13 protein-coding genes and 1 riboswitch are annotated in these 14,086 nt (G+C 69.0%); of the genes, 10 read left to right on the top strand and 3 right to left on the bottom strand.

The features are described from left to right. Positions 1-73 precede the first annotated feature (73 nt). Both gspD and INQ40_RS02240 read left to right on the top strand, forming a co-directional pair. On the top strand, positions 74-2,230 hold the full coding sequence (gspD, locus tag INQ40_RS02235) for a type II secretion system secretin GspD (protein WP_228482166.1): 2,157 nt from the start codon (positions 74-76) through the stop codon (positions 2,228-2,230). A gap of 87 nt (positions 2,231-2,317) precedes the next feature. After that, on the top strand, positions 2,318-3,214 hold the full coding sequence (locus INQ40_RS02240; RefSeq protein ID WP_194342374.1) for a glycosyltransferase family 2 protein: 897 nt from the start codon (positions 2,318-2,320) through the stop codon (positions 3,212-3,214). Between the two features lie 3 nt (positions 3,215-3,217). Here INQ40_RS02240 and pyrF read toward each other — a convergent pair whose 3' ends face one another. Both pyrF and ettA read right to left on the bottom strand, forming a co-directional pair. Then, positions 3,218-4,045, bottom strand: coding sequence for an orotidine-5'-phosphate decarboxylase (gene pyrF / locus INQ40_RS02245; RefSeq protein WP_194341472.1), 828 nt, complete (start codon positions 4,043-4,045; stop codon positions 3,218-3,220). 98 nt (positions 4,046-4,143) lie between these two features. After that, on the bottom strand, positions 4,144-5,811 hold the full coding sequence (gene ettA / locus INQ40_RS02250) for an energy-dependent translational throttle protein EttA (protein WP_193985879.1): 1,668 nt from the start codon (positions 5,809-5,811) through the stop codon (positions 4,144-4,146). Between the two features lie 190 nt (positions 5,812-6,001). Between ettA and glyA the strand changes: the two genes are divergently transcribed. Genes glyA through ribD form a run of 3 tightly spaced genes read left to right on the top strand, consistent with a single transcriptional unit; the run spans position 6,002 to position 8,936 of the window. Then, positions 6,002-7,255: a serine hydroxymethyltransferase gene (glyA, locus tag INQ40_RS02255; RefSeq protein WP_194341482.1), complete on the top strand. Its 1,254-nt coding sequence runs from the start codon at positions 6,002-6,004 to the stop codon at positions 7,253-7,255. Between the two features lie 3 nt (positions 7,256-7,258). Then, positions 7,259-7,783 carry a transcriptional regulator NrdR gene (gene nrdR, locus INQ40_RS02260; RefSeq protein ID WP_194034991.1) on the top strand — a complete coding sequence of 175 codons (525 nt, stop codon included), beginning with the start codon at positions 7,259-7,261 and terminating at the stop codon, positions 7,781-7,783. A 43-nt stretch (positions 7,784-7,826) separates the two neighbouring features. After that, on the top strand, positions 7,827-8,936 hold the full coding sequence (gene ribD / locus INQ40_RS02265; protein WP_194341484.1) for a bifunctional diaminohydroxyphosphoribosylaminopyrimidine deaminase/5-amino-6-(5-phosphoribosylamino)uracil reductase RibD: 1,110 nt from the start codon (positions 7,827-7,829) through the stop codon (positions 8,934-8,936). On the opposite strand, the gene INQ40_RS02270 is transcribed toward ribD, so the two are convergent. After that, complete coding sequence (locus INQ40_RS02270; protein ID WP_194341486.1) at positions 8,933-10,351, bottom strand: dihydrolipoyl dehydrogenase; 1,419 nt, start codon at positions 10,349-10,351, stop codon at positions 8,933-8,935. The two genes, ribD and INQ40_RS02270, sit on opposite strands and share 4 nt — an antisense overlap. A gap of 177 nt (positions 10,352-10,528) precedes the next feature. Here INQ40_RS02270 and INQ40_RS02275 point away from each other — a divergent pair, with 177 nt between their 5' ends. From INQ40_RS02275 to nusB, 5 genes are all read left to right on the top strand, one after another. Further along, positions 10,529-10,909 carry a TraR/DksA C4-type zinc finger protein gene (locus INQ40_RS02275; RefSeq protein WP_194341488.1) on the top strand — a complete coding sequence of 127 codons (381 nt, stop codon included), beginning with the start codon at positions 10,529-10,531 and terminating at the stop codon, positions 10,907-10,909. A 105-nt stretch (positions 10,910-11,014) separates the two neighbouring features. After that, positions 11,015-11,198, top strand: a riboswitch (FMN riboswitch). 139 nt (positions 11,199-11,337) lie between these two features. Beyond that, the gene (locus INQ40_RS02280) at positions 11,338-11,952 is read left to right on the top strand and encodes a riboflavin synthase (protein ID WP_194341490.1); all 615 of its coding nucleotides are present in this window, start codon (positions 11,338-11,340) and stop codon (positions 11,950-11,952) included. After that, complete coding sequence (gene ribB / locus INQ40_RS02285) at positions 11,949-13,064, top strand: 3,4-dihydroxy-2-butanone-4-phosphate synthase (RefSeq protein ID WP_194341493.1); 1,116 nt, start codon at positions 11,949-11,951, stop codon at positions 13,062-13,064. The genes INQ40_RS02280 and ribB overlap by 4 nt, the downstream gene beginning before the upstream one ends. Before the next feature lie 69 nt (positions 13,065-13,133). Then, positions 13,134-13,601: a 6,7-dimethyl-8-ribityllumazine synthase gene (gene ribH, locus INQ40_RS02290; RefSeq protein ID WP_194341494.1), complete on the top strand. Its 468-nt coding sequence runs from the start codon at positions 13,134-13,136 to the stop codon at positions 13,599-13,601. Then, positions 13,598-14,059 (top strand): transcription antitermination factor NusB, encoded by a 462-nt coding sequence (gene nusB / locus INQ40_RS02295; RefSeq protein WP_193985894.1) that lies wholly within the window; start codon positions 13,598-13,600, stop codon positions 14,057-14,059. The genes ribH and nusB overlap by 4 nt, the downstream gene beginning before the upstream one ends. Positions 14,060-14,086: the final 27 nt, after the last annotated feature.

The following is a 14,086-nucleotide window of genomic DNA, read 5'->3' on the forward strand; positions in this document are numbered from 1 at the left end:
CATCGCGACGTCACCCCCGCGTCGCCCATGGCCGGCCAGCAGGCGGCTGCGCACGCTTGTCGCCGCCCTGGTGATGCTGGCGTTGCTGGCCGCGTGTGCCAGCGCGCCGGTTCCCAGCATCCGCCGCGAGGCCGTGCCGCGCACCGCCGAGCAGATGGCCCAGCCGGCGGCGGACGGCGTCCAGACGCACGCGCTGGGCAGTGTCACCCCCGCCGAAACCCACCAGGGCGGGCCGCGCCCGCAGATCCGGCGCGGCACGGGTCGCTTCATCGACACCGCGGTGGCCAACTCGCCGCCACCGGGCCTGCCGGCGACCACCGGCGAGGCGACCTTCAACTTCGAGGGCGAATCGCTGCACGCGGTGGTCAAGGCCATCCTGGGCGACATGCTGGGGCAGAACTACGTCATCGCGCCGGGCGTGCAGGGCACGGTGACCCTGGCCACGCCCAAGCCCGTCAGCGCGGCGGAGGCGATCAACCTGCTGGACCAGGTGCTGGGCTGGAACAACGCGCGCATGATCTACAGCGGCGGCCGCTACAACATCGTCGCAGCCGACCAGCCGCTCGCCGGCACGGTTGCACCGCGCGCCGGTGGCGCGGCCAGCGCACGCGGCTTCGAGGTCCGCACGGTGCCGCTGCGCTACGTGTCGGCCGAGGAGATGAAGAAGATCCTCGAGCCCTACGCACGGCCCAACGCGATCGTCGACACCGACGCCTCGCGCAACGTGATCAGCATCGGCGGCACGCGCGCGGAACTGCAGAACTACCTGCGCACGATCGAGATCTTCGATGTCGACTGGCTGGCGGGCATGTCGGTGGGCGTCTACCCGCTGCAGTCGGGCAAGGCGGTGCGCGTGGTGGAGGACCTGGAGAAGGTCTTCGGCCAGGACAGCAAATCACCCGTGGCCGGGATGTTCCGGTTCATGCCGCTGGAAGGCACCAATGCGGTGATGGTGATCACCTCCCAGCCCGAATACCTGGACAACATCCAGCAATGGCTGGAGCGCATCGACGGGGCCGGCGGCGCGGTGCAGCTGTATTCCTACCAGCTCAAGTACATCAAGGCGCGTGACCTCGCCGACCGCCTGGCGGAAGTCTTCGGCGGCTCGTCAGCCGGCGGCGACAGCGGCGCCAGCGACCGCGGTCCTAGCCTGATGCCCGGCCTGGATTCGGCGGAAATCACCTCCGGCGAGAGCGGCTCGAGCATGGGGTTCGGCGACAAGTCCAGCGGCGGTGGCAGTGGCGGTGGCGCGAGCCTGTCGCTCGGCAGCAGCCGCAGCGGCAACGCCAGCGTGTCGCTGGAGATCGGTGGCGACAAGGTCGGCGTCTCGGCGGTGGAGGAGACCAACGCCCTGCTAGTGCGTTCCACGCCGCAGGCCTGGCAGTCGATCCGCGACGTGATCGGCCAGCTGGACGTGATGCCGATGCAGGTCCACATCGAGGCCCAGGTGGTCGAGGTGCAGCTGTCGGGCGAGCTGGAATACGGCGTCAACTGGTTCTTCGAGAACGCGGTGACCGACAACGACCTGCCCAGCGCGCTCGGTCGCACCACCTGGAGCACGCTGGCGGGCAGCGTCGGCGACGCCAAGGGCATGACCGGCGGCCTGGCGTGGACCTTCCTTGGCCGCAATGCGGCGGCGGTGATCAAGGCGCTGGACGCCGTGACCGACGTCAACATGCTGCAGACCCCTTCGGTGGTGGTGCGCAACAACGCCGAGGCGACCTTCAACGTGGGCAGCCGCATCCCGGTGTCCTCGGTGACGGTCAACCCGGGCATCGGCAACGACACCAGCTACAGCCAGGTCCAGTACCTGGACACCGGCGTGATCCTGACCGTCCGCCCGCGCATCACCAAGGACGGCATGGTGTTTCTCGACATCGTCCAGGAAGTCAGTGCGCCCGGCGGCGAGCCGGACCGGTTCGGCAACGTGCGCATCGACACCCGAAAGCTGAAGACCGAGGCGGCGATCCAGAGCGGCGACACGGTGATGCTGGCAGGCCTGATCCGCGACAGCGCGGCGCGCGGGTCGCGCGGCTTCCCGGGCCTGAACCGGATCCCGGTGCTGGGCGGACTGTTCGGCACCCAGACCTCGACCACCCGCCGCGAGGAGACCATCGTCCTGCTGACGCCCAAGATCATCCGCGACCCCAACGAGGCCCGCGAGCTGACCGACGAATACGGCCGCCGCTTCCGCGCACTGCAGCCCCTGCGGCCCCCCGCGCGGCCGTGATGCCTGTGCCGGCTGGCCCGGTGCGGGCGCGGGTGTCGGTGCCGCGCGCCACGCGCGTCGCCGCGCATGGCTGAGGGCGCAGCGCCGATGGACGCCGACATCGGCGTGGTGGTGGTCAGCTACCAGAGCCTGGCCACCATCGATGACTGCCTGGCGCGGCTGCGCGACGCTGCCGGCGTGGCGGCGATCCGTGTGGTCGACAACGACTCCACCGACGGCACGGTGGCAGTGATCCAGCGCCACGCCGTGGCCGATCCGCGCGTCCAGTTCATCGCCAACCCCGACAACGCCGGCTTCGGGGTGGCCTGCAACCAGGGCGCCGCGGCGATCGCCGCGCAGGCGCCGTCGTGCCGCTGGCTGGCCTTCGTCAATCCCGATGCGTTGGTGGAAGTCGACACCCTGTCGCGCCTGCGTCACCTTGCGCGGCAACGCCGTGCCGCCGGTGCCGACGTCCTGCTGGGCGTCGATCTGGTGGATGAGGCCGGAGTACGTGATGCTGCCGCGCGCCGCCGCGCCCCGGATTTTCTGGCGATGCTCGCGGGCGTCGCGGCGCGGCTGCGCGGACGCACAGCCGGAGACGCCCAGGCGCTGGCGATCGAGCCCGACGACGATCTGGAACTGCAGGCCGTGGAGGCGATTTCCGGCGCGCTGATGTTCCTCGCCCGGGCGCGTTTCGAGCGTGTCGGCGGTTTCGACGAGGCCTACCGCCTGCATGCGGAGGATCTGGATCTGTGCCGCCGGCTGGCCGCCGATGGCGTCGAGCTCGCGGTCGCGAACCGGGTCCGGGTCGTGCACGTGCGCGGCGTTTCCAGCCGCTCCAATCCCTGCTTCGTGGAGTGGCACAAGCACCGCGGGCTGTGGCGCTACTTCCGCAAGTTCGAGGCCGCCCAGCGTGGCGTCGGCGTGCGAGCGCTGGTGTTTGCCCTCATCTGGGCCCGGTTTCCGTTCGCAGTGGTCCGGGCGATGCTGCGCAGCCGGACCTGAGCCTCAGCGGTAGCGGTTGATCTGCTCGCGCAGCGTGCGCGCCGCGGCGGCCGCGGCATCGGCGAAGTCATCCCCGCTCGAGGCGTACAGCACGGCGCGCGAGGAACTGACCACCAGCCCGGTGCCGTCGTCGGTTCGCGCGTTGCTGACCACCGCCTCCACGTCGCCGCCCTGCGCGCCGACCCCGGGCACCAGGAAGGGCATGTCGCCGACGATCGCGCGCACCTCGCGCAGCTGGCCCGGCCAGGTAGCGCCCACCACCAGCATGCAGTTGCCGTGCCCGTTCCAGTCGCGCGCGATCATCTCGGCGACGCGCTGGTACAGCGGCCGGGTGCCGCCATCGTCGTCGGCGACCGGCAGGTCCTGCAGGTCGCTCGCGCCGGGATTGGAGGTGCGGCACAGGATCACCACGCCACGGTCGGCGCGGTCCAGGAACGGCTGCATCGAGTCGCGGCCCAGATAGGGGTTGGCGGTTACGGCATCGGCGCGGTAGCGGTCGAACGCCTCGCTCGCGTAGTGCTGCGCGGTGCTGCCGATGTCGCCGCGCTTGGCGTCCAGGATCACCGGGATTCCTGCGTGACGCTCGTGGATATGCGCGATCAGCCGTTGCAGGGCATCTTCGGCACCCAGCGCGGCAAAGTGGGCGATCTGCGGCTTGAACGCGCAGACGTGCTCGGCGGTCGCGTCGACGATGTCGCGGCAGAAATGGAACACCGCATCGGGGTCATCGGCGAAGCGCGCCGGGAACCTGGACGGCTCCGGATCAAGCCCGACACAGACCAGCGAATCGGCCGCCGTCCAGCGCTGCCGCAGTGCCTGCATGAAGCCCATCGTCTTCTCCCGGTATCGGTCTGCGCATGCCCAACGCGGCGGGTATGCGGGTGCGTGCTTTCGCGTGCGCTGACTTCAGCGCGCTTACTTCCCCGCGCTTACTTCAGCGCCTTGAAACGCAGGCGCTTGGGCTGCGCGCCTTCCTCGCCGAGGCGACGCTTCTTGTCTTCCTCGTATTCGCGGTAGTTGCCCTGGAAATACTCCACGTGCGAGTTGCCCTCGAAGGCGAGGATGTGGGTCGCGATGCGGTCCAGGAACCAGCGGTCATGGCTGATCACCACCGCGCAGCCGGGGAACTCCAGCAGCGCGTCTTCCAGCGCACGCAGGGTCTCCACGTCCAGGTCGTTGGACGGCTCGTCCAGCAGCAGCACGTTGCCGCCCTGCAGCAGGGTCTTGGCCAGGTGCAGGCGGCCGCGCTCACCGCCCGACAGCGTTCCCACCAGCTTCTGCTGGTCCTGGCCCTTGAAGTTGAAACGGCCCAGGTAGGCGCGCGACTGGATCTCGGTGCCGTTGATGTTGAGGATGTCGGCGCCGCCGGAGATTTCCTGGAACACGTTGTGGTTGCCTTCCAGCTTGTCGCGGCTCTGGTCGACATAGGCGATGTTGGTCGACGGGCCCTTGATGATCTCGCCGCTGTCAGGGGTTTCCTGGCCGGTGATCATCTTGAACAGGGTCGACTTGCCGGCGCCGTTGGGGCCGATGATGCCGACGATCGCGCCGGGCGGGATGATGAAGCTCAGGTCGTCGATCAGCAGGCGGTCGCCGAAGGACTTGGAGACGTTCTTGAACTCGATCACCGAGTTGCCCAGGCGCTCGCCGGGCGGGATGAAGATCTCGTTGGTCTCGTTGCGCTTCTGGTACTCGACCGAGTTGAGCTCCTCGAAGCGCGCCAGTCGCGCCTTGCCCTTGGTGCGGCCGCCCTTGGCGTTGCTGCGCACCCATTCCAGCTCCTTGGCCAGCGCCTTCTGGCGCGCCTTTTCGCCGGATTCTTCCTGCTTCAGGCGCTCGCCCTTCTGCTCCAGCCACGCGGTGTAGTTGCCCTTCCACGGGATGCCGCGGCCGCGGTCCAGCTCGAGGATCCACTCGGCCGCGTTCTCGAGGAAGTAGCGGTCATGGGTGACGGCCACGACGGTGCCGCTGTAGCGGGCCAGGAACTGCTCCAGCCATTCCACCGACTCGGCGTCCAGGTGGTTGGTCGGCTCGTCCAGCAGCAGCATGTCGGGCTTCTGCAGCAGCAGCTGGCACAGCGCCACGCGGCGCTTCTCGCCACCCGACAGCTTGCCCACGATCGCCTCCCACGGCGGCAGGCGCAGCGCGTCGGCGGCCACTTCCAGCTGGTGCTCCAGCGTGTGCGCATCGCCGGCGGCGAGGATCGCCTCCAGGCGCTGCTGCTCGGCGGCGAGCTTGTCGAAGTCGGCGTCTTCCTCGGCGTAGGCCTCGTACACCCGGTCCAGCGCGGCCTGCGCATTGATCACCTCGCCCAGGCCTTCCTCGACCGCCTGGCGCACGGTGTGTTCGGGGTTGAGCTGCGGCTCCTGGGCGAGGTAGCCGACCTTGATGCCCTTGGCCGCGCGCGCCTCGCCGCTGAAGTCCTGGTCCACGCCGGCCATGATCTTGAGCACGGTCGACTTGCCCGAGCCGTTCAGTCCGAGCAGGCCGATCTTGGCGCCGGGGAAGAAGGACAGGGAAATGTCCTTGATGATTTCGCGCTTGGGCGGAACGGTCTTGCTGACACCGTTCATGGTGTAGATGTATTGCGCTGACATGGGGGTGCTCCGCAGACAGGCGACCATGCCCGGCACGCGGCAGGGCGATCGAAAAGAATTAGCCGATCATTATCGCGCATCTACAGGCTTTTTGCAGGGCCGGCAATCCCCATGCAGCCCGGCGTGGGCGACGCGCCGCAGCGGAGGCTAAACTGGGCGACTACCGCCCTCATCCGCTCCTGGAGTGACCATGTTCCCGCGCGACGCAAGCATCGAAGGTTTTGACCCCGAACTCGCCCAGGCCATCGCCGACGAGAACCGCCGCCAGGAAGACCACGTCGAGCTGATCGCCAGCGAGAACTACGCCAGTCCGCGGGTGATGGAGGCGCAGGGCAGCCAGCTGACCAACAAGTACGCCGAGGGCTACCCCGGCAAGCGCTATTACGGCGGCTGCGAGTTCGTCGACATCGCCGAGCAACTGGCGATCGACCGGCTGAAGGAGCTGTTCGGCGCCGACTACGCCAACGTGCAGCCGCACTCGGGTTCGCAGGCCAACCAGGCGGTGTATTTCTCCCTGCTGCAGCCCGGCGATACCGTGTTGGGCATGAGCCTGGCCCACGGCGGCCACCTCACCCACGGGGCCAAGGTCAACATCAGCGGCAAGCTGTTCAACATCGTCCAGTACGGCGTCGATGACGCGGGAATGATCGACTACGACGAGATGGAGCGGCAGGCGCTCGAGCACAAACCGAAGATGCTGATCGGCGGTTTCAGTGCCTACTCGCAGGTGGTGGACTGGGCGCGGATGCGCGAGATCGCCGACAAGGTGGGCGCGATCTTCTTCGTCGACATGGCCCACGTGGCCGGCCTGATCGCCGCCGGCGTGTACCCCAACCCGCTGCCGCACGCGCACGTGGTCACCTCCACGACCCACAAGACCCTGCGCGGCCCGCGCGGCGGCATCATCCTGGCCAAGAACCCGAGCGAGGACCTGGTCAAGAAGCTGCAGAGCATCGTCTTCCCCGGCCTGCAGGGCGGCCCGCTGATGCACGTCATCGCGGCCAAGGCGGTGGCCTTCAAGGAAGCGCTGGAGCCCGAGTTCAAGACATACCAGCAGCAGGTGGTCAAGAACGCCCAGGCGATGGCGGAAACCATCCTCCACCGCGGCTACAAGATCGTCTCCGGCGGCACGAAGAACCACCTGATGTTGATCGACATGATCGGCAAGGGCATCACCGGCAAGGACGCGGAGGCGGCGCTGGGCGAGGCCCACATCACCGTCAACAAGAATGCGGTGCCCAACGACCCGGCCAAGCCGTTCGTGACCTCGGGCCTGCGCATCGGCACCCCGGCGGTGACCACCCGTGGCTACCGCGAGCCGGACTGCGTCGCCCTGGCCAACTGGATCTGCGACGTGCTCGACAACCCCAACGACGAGCAGGTCATCGCCGCGGTGCGTGAAAACGTCACGCGGCAGTGCGCCCAGTTCCCGGTCTACGGCTGAGCCTTGCACTGCCTTTTCTGCCAGCACGTCGACACCCGCGTCATCGACTCGCGGGTGTCCGACGATGGCGCGACGATCCGTCGCCGCCGCGTCTGCGAGGCCTGCGGTGAGCGGTTCTCGACCCTTGAGACGATCGAGCTGAAGCTGCCGGTGATCATCAAGTCCGATGGCCGGCGCGAGGCGTTCGATGCCCGCAAGCTGCGCGCCGGTTTTGACCGCGCCCTGCAGAAGCGGCCGGTGGCGGAGGAGCAGATCGAGGCGGCGGTACGCGCGGTGGTGCACCAGCTGCGCCGCACCACCGAGCGTGAGCTGTCCTCGATCCGCGTCGGCGAGTTCGTCATGGGCGAGCTGCGCAAGCTCGACCACGTCGGCTACGTACGCTTCGCCTCGGTGTACCGGGCGTTCCAGGACGTGGCCGATTTCCGCGACGAGCTCGACCGGCTGGAGAGCGACAACTCCGGCGACGAGCAATTGCCGCTGCTGGGCGGCGCTGACGAGCCGCTGCCGTCGGCCACGCGCAAACGTTGAGCCGGACCTCGGTCACACCCCTTAACTGCAGGAACCTGTGTTGATGCCCGAGTTCACCGCCACCGACCACCTGATGATGACGCGCGCGCTGCGCCTGGCCGAGCGCGGCGCCTACACCACCCGGCCCAACCCGATGGTCGGCTGCGTCATCGTCAAGGGCGACGAGGTGGTCGGCGAGGGCTGGCACCAGCGCGCCGGCGAAGGCCATGCCGAGGTGCTCGCCCTGCAGGAGGCCGGCAAGCGGGCCAAGGGCGCAACCGTGTACGTGACGCTGGAGCCGTGCGCGCATACCGGCAGTACCGGCCCCTGCGCGGACGCGCTGATCGCCGCCGGTGTGTCGCGCGTGGTCGCGGCGATGCGGGATCCGTTCCCGCAGGTCGATGGTGCGGGCTTCGAGCGCCTGCGCGAGGCCGGCATCGAGGTCGCGGAAGGCCTGATGGAAGACCAGGCGCGCGCGCTCAACCGCGGCTACCTGTCGCGGCTGGGCCGGGGCCGGCCGTGGGTCCGGGTCAAGCTGGCGGCGAGCATGGACGGACGCACCGCGCTGGCCAACGGCGAGTCGAAATGGATCAGCGGACCGGCCTCGCGCAACGACGTGCAGCACTGGCGTGCGCGCGCCGGGGCCATCCTCACCGGCGCCGGCACGGTGCTGGCCGATGACCCGTCGCTGACGGTGCGGCTGGACGGGGACATTGCGTTCGTGCCGCCCCTGCGCGTGGTGCTGGATCCCGGCCTGGCGACCATCGCGCGCGGCAAGGTGCGCGAGGGCGATGCACCGACGCTGTACATCCACGCTCCCGACACCAAGCTCGCCCGCGGCATCAGCGCGCAACTGGCCGTGGTGCCGGTGAAAGCGGGCCGCTTCGATCTGGCGGCGGTGCTCAAGCTGCTGGCCGATCGGGGCATCAACGAGGTGATGGTCGAAGCGGGCGCCACGCTCGCGGCCGCCTTCCTGGAGGCCGGACTGGCCGATGAGGTCCTGCTGTACGTCGCGCCGGTCCTGCTGGGCTCGAACGCGCGACCGCTGTTCGACGGCCTCAACGTCGACCACATGGACCAGGTGATGCGCATGGAGACGGTCGAGACCCGGCTGCTGGGTGAGGACATCCGGGTGCTGCTGCGTCCGCGCCCGTCAGGGGCGCGTCCAGGCTAGCCCAGCGCCCAGTCGATCGCCGGGCGGCACAGCGGCAGGTCGGGTTGCTCGCGGCGCTTGCTCAAGGCGCGGCGGGCCGACTGCAGCGCGGTGCGCAGCCCTTCCTCCACCGTCGGGTGGTAGAAGGGCAGGTGCAGCATCGTATCGACGGTCATCTCCTGCTGGATCGCCCAGGCGAGCAGGTGCAGCAGGTGCTCGGCATCGGGGGCGACCGCCTCCGCTCCCAGGATCCGGGCGTTGCCGGCGTCGACGTAGATGTGCAGCACTCCGGCGTTGCGCCCGGCCATCACCGCGCGGCCCTGGCGGCTGTAGTCGATCTTGCCGACCACGACGCCGGACTCCCGCAGGTCGCTGTAGGACAGCCCGGCCTGGCCGGCACCCGGTTCGGTAAAAACGATACCCAGCGGTGCGCGACGCATCAGGCAATCGGCTTCGGGATGCAGCGCGTGGTAAGCGGCGATTCGTCCCTCATCGGCAGCCTCGTGCAGCAGCGGGCGCTGTCCGTTCACATCGCCGGCGATGTAGATCGGCAGGTCGCCCACCTGCAACGTTTTGGGATTGAAGGCCGGCATGCCGCGTTCGTCGAGTTCGACGCCGAGGGTGTCCAGGCCGAGACCCTCGATGTTGGGTTGCCGGCCGATTGCCGCGAGCACCCAGTCCACGGCAACGCTACGTTTGCCATCGTCGATCACCGCCCCATCCCCGTCAGCGCGCACCGACACCTCCACGTCGGTGCTGATCGACATCTGTTGGCCGAGCGCGGCCAGCAGGCTGGCGTTGACCTCGGGATCCTTCAGCCCGGCGATCTGGCTGCCCTTGCTGAACCCGTTGACCTCGCACCCCAGCTGCGCGAATGCCTGCGCCAGCTCCACGCCGATCGGGCCTAGCCCGACCACGCCCAGGCGCTGACCGGGCGATACCAGTTCAAACACCTCGTCGGAGGTGACCAGCCTGTCGCCGATGGCGCGCCATGCCTCGGGCACGATCGGGCGGGTGCCGGTGGCGATGATCACGGCGTCGGCGTGGATCGTCTCGCCGTCGACCTCCAGAGTATTCGCATCGATGAAGCGCGCCTTGCCGCGGATGCTGCGATCGCCCAGGTCCTGGGCGATCTGGATCGAGCCGGCAGTGAAGCGGTCGCGCAACGTACGCACGTGCGCCATGACGACTTGCAGATCCGGCTTCAGGCCTTTGGTGCCGTCGATGCCGGCCGTGCCCAGCCAGTCCTTGCGCGCGTAGGTGTGGGCGACCTCGATCAGCGCCTTGGACGGCATGCAGCCGACCCGCGCGCAGGTGGTGCCGTAGGGGCCGTGATTGATCAGCAGCACGTCATCGGTGTAGCGCTGGGCCTCCTTGAGCGCTGTCAGGCCGGCAGTCCCGGCGCCGAGGATCGCGATGCGGACGCGTCGTGTCATGTTGGGGCTCCCTTGAACGGTTGGCCGGCCAGTATGACCGTGAGCGGACCGCGCCACAGATTGACGTCACGGGAACACGGCGCTGGCTACCCTCACTGAATTCGATCGCCCGCAGCGATTGAAATCGCCATCCAGCAAGTCGCGTTTCCGGACGTGCAGGGCCAAGGAGCCGAACCCATGACGAGTCTGACCAGTAGCCAGCGCGAGCACCTCGCAAAAATGATGGACGAGCGTGAGCCGGTGCTGCGCGAGGAAATCCGCGCCGGACTCAGGCGCATGCGCGTGGAGGGCTACGACGAGTTGCTATCCGGCACCTCCGACGCCGGTGATGAGTCGCTGGCCTCGCTGGTGACCGACATCAACAACGCCGACACCAAGCGCGACGCGGTCGAGCTGCAGGACATTTTCGCGGCCCGCGCGCGCATGGCTGACGGCACCTACGGGATCTGCATCGACTGCGACGTGGCGATTCCGTACGAGCGCCTCGAGGCCTATCCGACGGCCAAGCGCTGCCTTGCGTGCCAGCAGGTCCACGAAGCCAAGCGGGCGCAGCGCTGACAAGCTGAGCGCCGCCCCGCGGGTTGCACCGTTCCACCCCGCGCGGCGTCCCGGCGCTCGCCCACTGCTAGAATCCAACCGTCCTCGCATCCGCGAGGGCACACGTAACGTCTTCAGGGCGGGGTGCGATTCCCCACCGGCGGTAGGTCGCCGGCAGCCGGTCCATCGGGACGGGAAGCCACGACAAGCCCGCGAGCGCTCCACTGCCGGCATACGCCGGCGCCGGGGGTCAGCAGATCCGGTCCGATTCCGGAGCCGACGGTCACAGTCCGGATGAAAGAAGACGGCTGCGCATGGCACTGTGCCGTGCGCATGCCATGCCTTGTGGCGTTTTTCGCAGACCTTCTACGCGGGAAACGATCCATGTCTAGAGTTGCTTATTCCCATCGCCTTCCTAGTTCCTGCTTTGCGCAGCGGGAGGCGTGCTGATGTTCACCGGCATCATTGAAGGCGTCGGCCGCATCGCGGCGCGAGAGGCCGTCGGCGGCGACGCCCGACTCACCATCGAGGTCGGCTCGCTGCCGTTCGACGCGGTGGCGCTGGGCGAGAGCATCGCCGTCAACGGCACCTGCCTGACCGTGGTCGAATTTGACACCGGCTCCTTCCAGGCCGACGCATCCACCGAAACGCTCGCCCTGACCACACTGGGCCGGCTAGCCGTGGGCGCGCCAGTCAACCTGGAGCGTGCGATGCGTCCGACCGACCGGCTCGGCGGCCATATGGTCAGCGGCCACGTCGACGGCGTCGGCGCGGTCGCGGCGATTACCGACGATGGCCGCGCCCAGCGCTGGCGGTTCACCGCGCCGATGGATCTGCTGCGCTACATCGCCCGCAAGGGCTCGATCTGCGTGGACGGGGTCAGCCTGACGGTGAACGAGGTCGATGCGAGCGGTTTCGCCGTCGCGCTGGTGCCGCACACGGTCTCCCACACCGCCTTTGCCGCCACCCACGTGGGTGATGCGGTCAACCTGGAAATCGATCTGGTGGCGCGCTATGTCGAGCGCCTGCTGGGCCATGCCGACGCCAACGGAGCCACGTCATGAGTTTCGCCCCCATCCCCGAACTGCTGGAAGAGATCCGCGCCGGCCGCATGGTCGTGATCGTCGATGACGAGGGCCGCGAGAACGAGGGCGACCTGATCATGGCCGCCGAGCTGGTCAAGCCGACCGACATCAACTTCATGGTCACCCACGCACGCGGCCTGGTCTGCCTGTCGCTCACCCGGGAGCGCTGCCGCCAGCTCGGGCTGCCGCCGATGGTCCGCGACAACACCTCCCAGCACCACACCAACTTCACCGTCAGCATCGAGGCCGCCGAAGGCGTCACCACCGGCATCTCCGCCTACGACCGCGCACACACGGTGCGTACCGCGGTGCGGCCGGACGCCTCGGCCAGCGACCTCAACCAGCCCGGCCACATCTTCCCCTTGCAGGCCCAGCCCGGCGGCGTGCTCAGCCGCGCCGGCCACACCGAGGCGGCCGCCGATCTGGCGATGATGGCGGGCATGGAGCCGGCCGGGGTGCTGGTGGAGATCCTCAACGCCGACGGCACCATGGCCCGGCGCCCGGAGCTGGAGGTGTTCGCCGCCGAGCACGGCCTGAAGATCGGCTCCATCGAGGACCTGATCCGCTACCGGCTGGAAACCGAGCACACCGTGGGGCGCGTCGATTCGCGCACGATCGAGACCGAGCACGGTCCGTTCCAGCTGATGAGCTACCGCGACCGGCTGAGCCATGGCCTGCATTTCGCCCTGTTCCTGGGCGAGGCGGATCCGTCGGTGCCCACGCTGGTGCGCGTGCAGGTGCAGAATCCGCTCGCAGACGGGCTGCGCTGGCGGCGTGCGGACTTCGGTCCTGCCGTCGGCGACGTGCTTGCCGCGATCGCCGCGGAGGGTCGCGGTGCGCTGGTGTTGCTGGAGGACCGTGCCGACACCGACGCGTTGCTCGCGCGCATCCGCCATGCCGCCGACCAGGCGCCGCCGCCGGCCAGCGAGGGCGAGACGCTGCACGAGTGGCGTCGCAACGGCGCCGGCAGCCAGATCCTCGCCGACCTGGGGCTGGGCCGGCTGCGGGTGATGGGCACGCCGCGCAAGCAGGTCGGCCTGGCCGGCTTCGGCCTGGAGGTGGTCGAGTACGTCGACGCCGGGCCGCGCTAACCCGGCGCGCGCTAAACTGTCCGGTCGCGCAACAGCGCGATGCCGCTCCCCTACAAGGCGTTTGTTCCCATGTCCCATATCGAAGGCGACCTGCGCAGCCCCGACGGCGCGCGTTTCGCGATCATCGCCAGCCGCTGGAATCCCCGCATCACCGACAGCCTGGTCGAGGCGGCGCGCAAGGCGTTTGCCGAGCACGGCGTCACCGAGGACGCCGTCGACGTGGTGCGGGTGCCCGGCGCGTGGGAGATCCCGGTGACTGCGCGGCAGCTCGCCACCGCCGGCAAACATGTGGCGATCGTGGCTCTGGGCTGCGTGGTGCGCGGCGACACACGCCACTACGAGCAGGTCGCCGATGGCTGCTCGGATGGCCTGATGCGCGTCGCGCTGGATACCGGGGTGCCGGTCTGCAACGGCGTGCTGGCGGTCGAACGGCATGAGGATGCGCAGGCACGCGCCGGCGGCAACCACGGCAACAAGGGCAAGGAAGTGGCAATGGCAGCGCTGGAAATGAGCAACCTGATGGAGCGCCTGGCATGAACCAGCGTCGTCGTCCCGGTGGCATCGATCCGATCGGCCGTTCACGCGCGCGCCGGCGTGCGCTGCAGGCGCTTTACGCGTGGCAGATGTCGGGCTCCCGCGCCAACGAGATCGTCAGCCAGTTCGCCCATGAACAGGCGCGCGAGGTCGCCGACCTGGCGTACTTCGAGGACCTCGTGCACGGCGTGGCCAAGCACCGCGCGGAACTCGACGACAGCCTGGCGCCTTTCCTGGACCGGGAGATCGGCCTGGTCGACGCCATTGAACTGGCCGTGCTCCGGATCGCGGCCTACGAGCTGCAGCATCGCCCCGACGTGCCCTACCGCGTGGTCATCAACGAGGCGATCGAGTCGGTCAAGCGCTTCGGCGCCGAGCACGGCCACACCTACGTCAATGGCGTGCTCGACCATGCCGCCGCGCAGTGGCGTGCGGTGGAAGTCGGCGCGTCCCGGCGCTGAGCCGGGCATCGCCGCGCACCCAGGCCG

Source organism: Lysobacter sp. H21R4 (genome assembly GCF_015277535.1).
GTDB lineage: Bacteria > Pseudomonadota > Gammaproteobacteria > Xanthomonadales > Xanthomonadaceae > Novilysobacter > Novilysobacter ciconiae.

What these genes read in the sequence shown, in the direction of transcription:
- ribH (WP_194341494.1), top strand. Translation starts at nt 13,134, where the DNA reads ATGTCCCATATCGAAGGCGACCTGCGCAGCCCCGACGGCGCGCGTTTC.
- ribB (WP_194341493.1), top strand. Translation starts at nt 11,949, where the DNA reads ATGAGTTTCGCCCCCATCCCCGAACTGCTGGAAGAGATCCGCGCCGGC.
- ettA (WP_193985879.1), bottom strand. Translation starts at nt 5,811, where the DNA reads ATGTCAGCGCAATACATCTACACCATGAACGGTGTCAGCAAGACCGTT.
- INQ40_RS02240 (WP_194342374.1), top strand. Translation starts at nt 2,318, where the DNA reads ATGGACGCCGACATCGGCGTGGTGGTGGTCAGCTACCAGAGCCTGGCC.
- ribD (WP_194341484.1), top strand. Translation starts at nt 7,827, where the DNA reads ATGCCCGAGTTCACCGCCACCGACCACCTGATGATGACGCGCGCGCTG.
- nusB (WP_193985894.1), top strand. Translation starts at nt 13,598, where the DNA reads ATGAACCAGCGTCGTCGTCCCGGTGGCATCGATCCGATCGGCCGTTCA.
- INQ40_RS02270 (WP_194341486.1), bottom strand. Translation starts at nt 10,351, where the DNA reads ATGACACGACGCGTCCGCATCGCGATCCTCGGCGCCGGGACTGCCGGC.
- pyrF (WP_194341472.1), bottom strand. Translation starts at nt 4,045, where the DNA reads ATGGGCTTCATGCAGGCACTGCGGCAGCGCTGGACGGCGGCCGATTCG.
- INQ40_RS02275 (WP_194341488.1), top strand. Translation starts at nt 10,529, where the DNA reads ATGACGAGTCTGACCAGTAGCCAGCGCGAGCACCTCGCAAAAATGATG.
- glyA (WP_194341482.1), top strand. Translation starts at nt 6,002, where the DNA reads ATGTTCCCGCGCGACGCAAGCATCGAAGGTTTTGACCCCGAACTCGCC.
- INQ40_RS02280 (WP_194341490.1), top strand. Translation starts at nt 11,338, where the DNA reads ATGTTCACCGGCATCATTGAAGGCGTCGGCCGCATCGCGGCGCGAGAG.
- gspD (WP_228482166.1), top strand. Translation starts at nt 74, where the DNA reads ATGCTGGCGTTGCTGGCCGCGTGTGCCAGCGCGCCGGTTCCCAGCATC.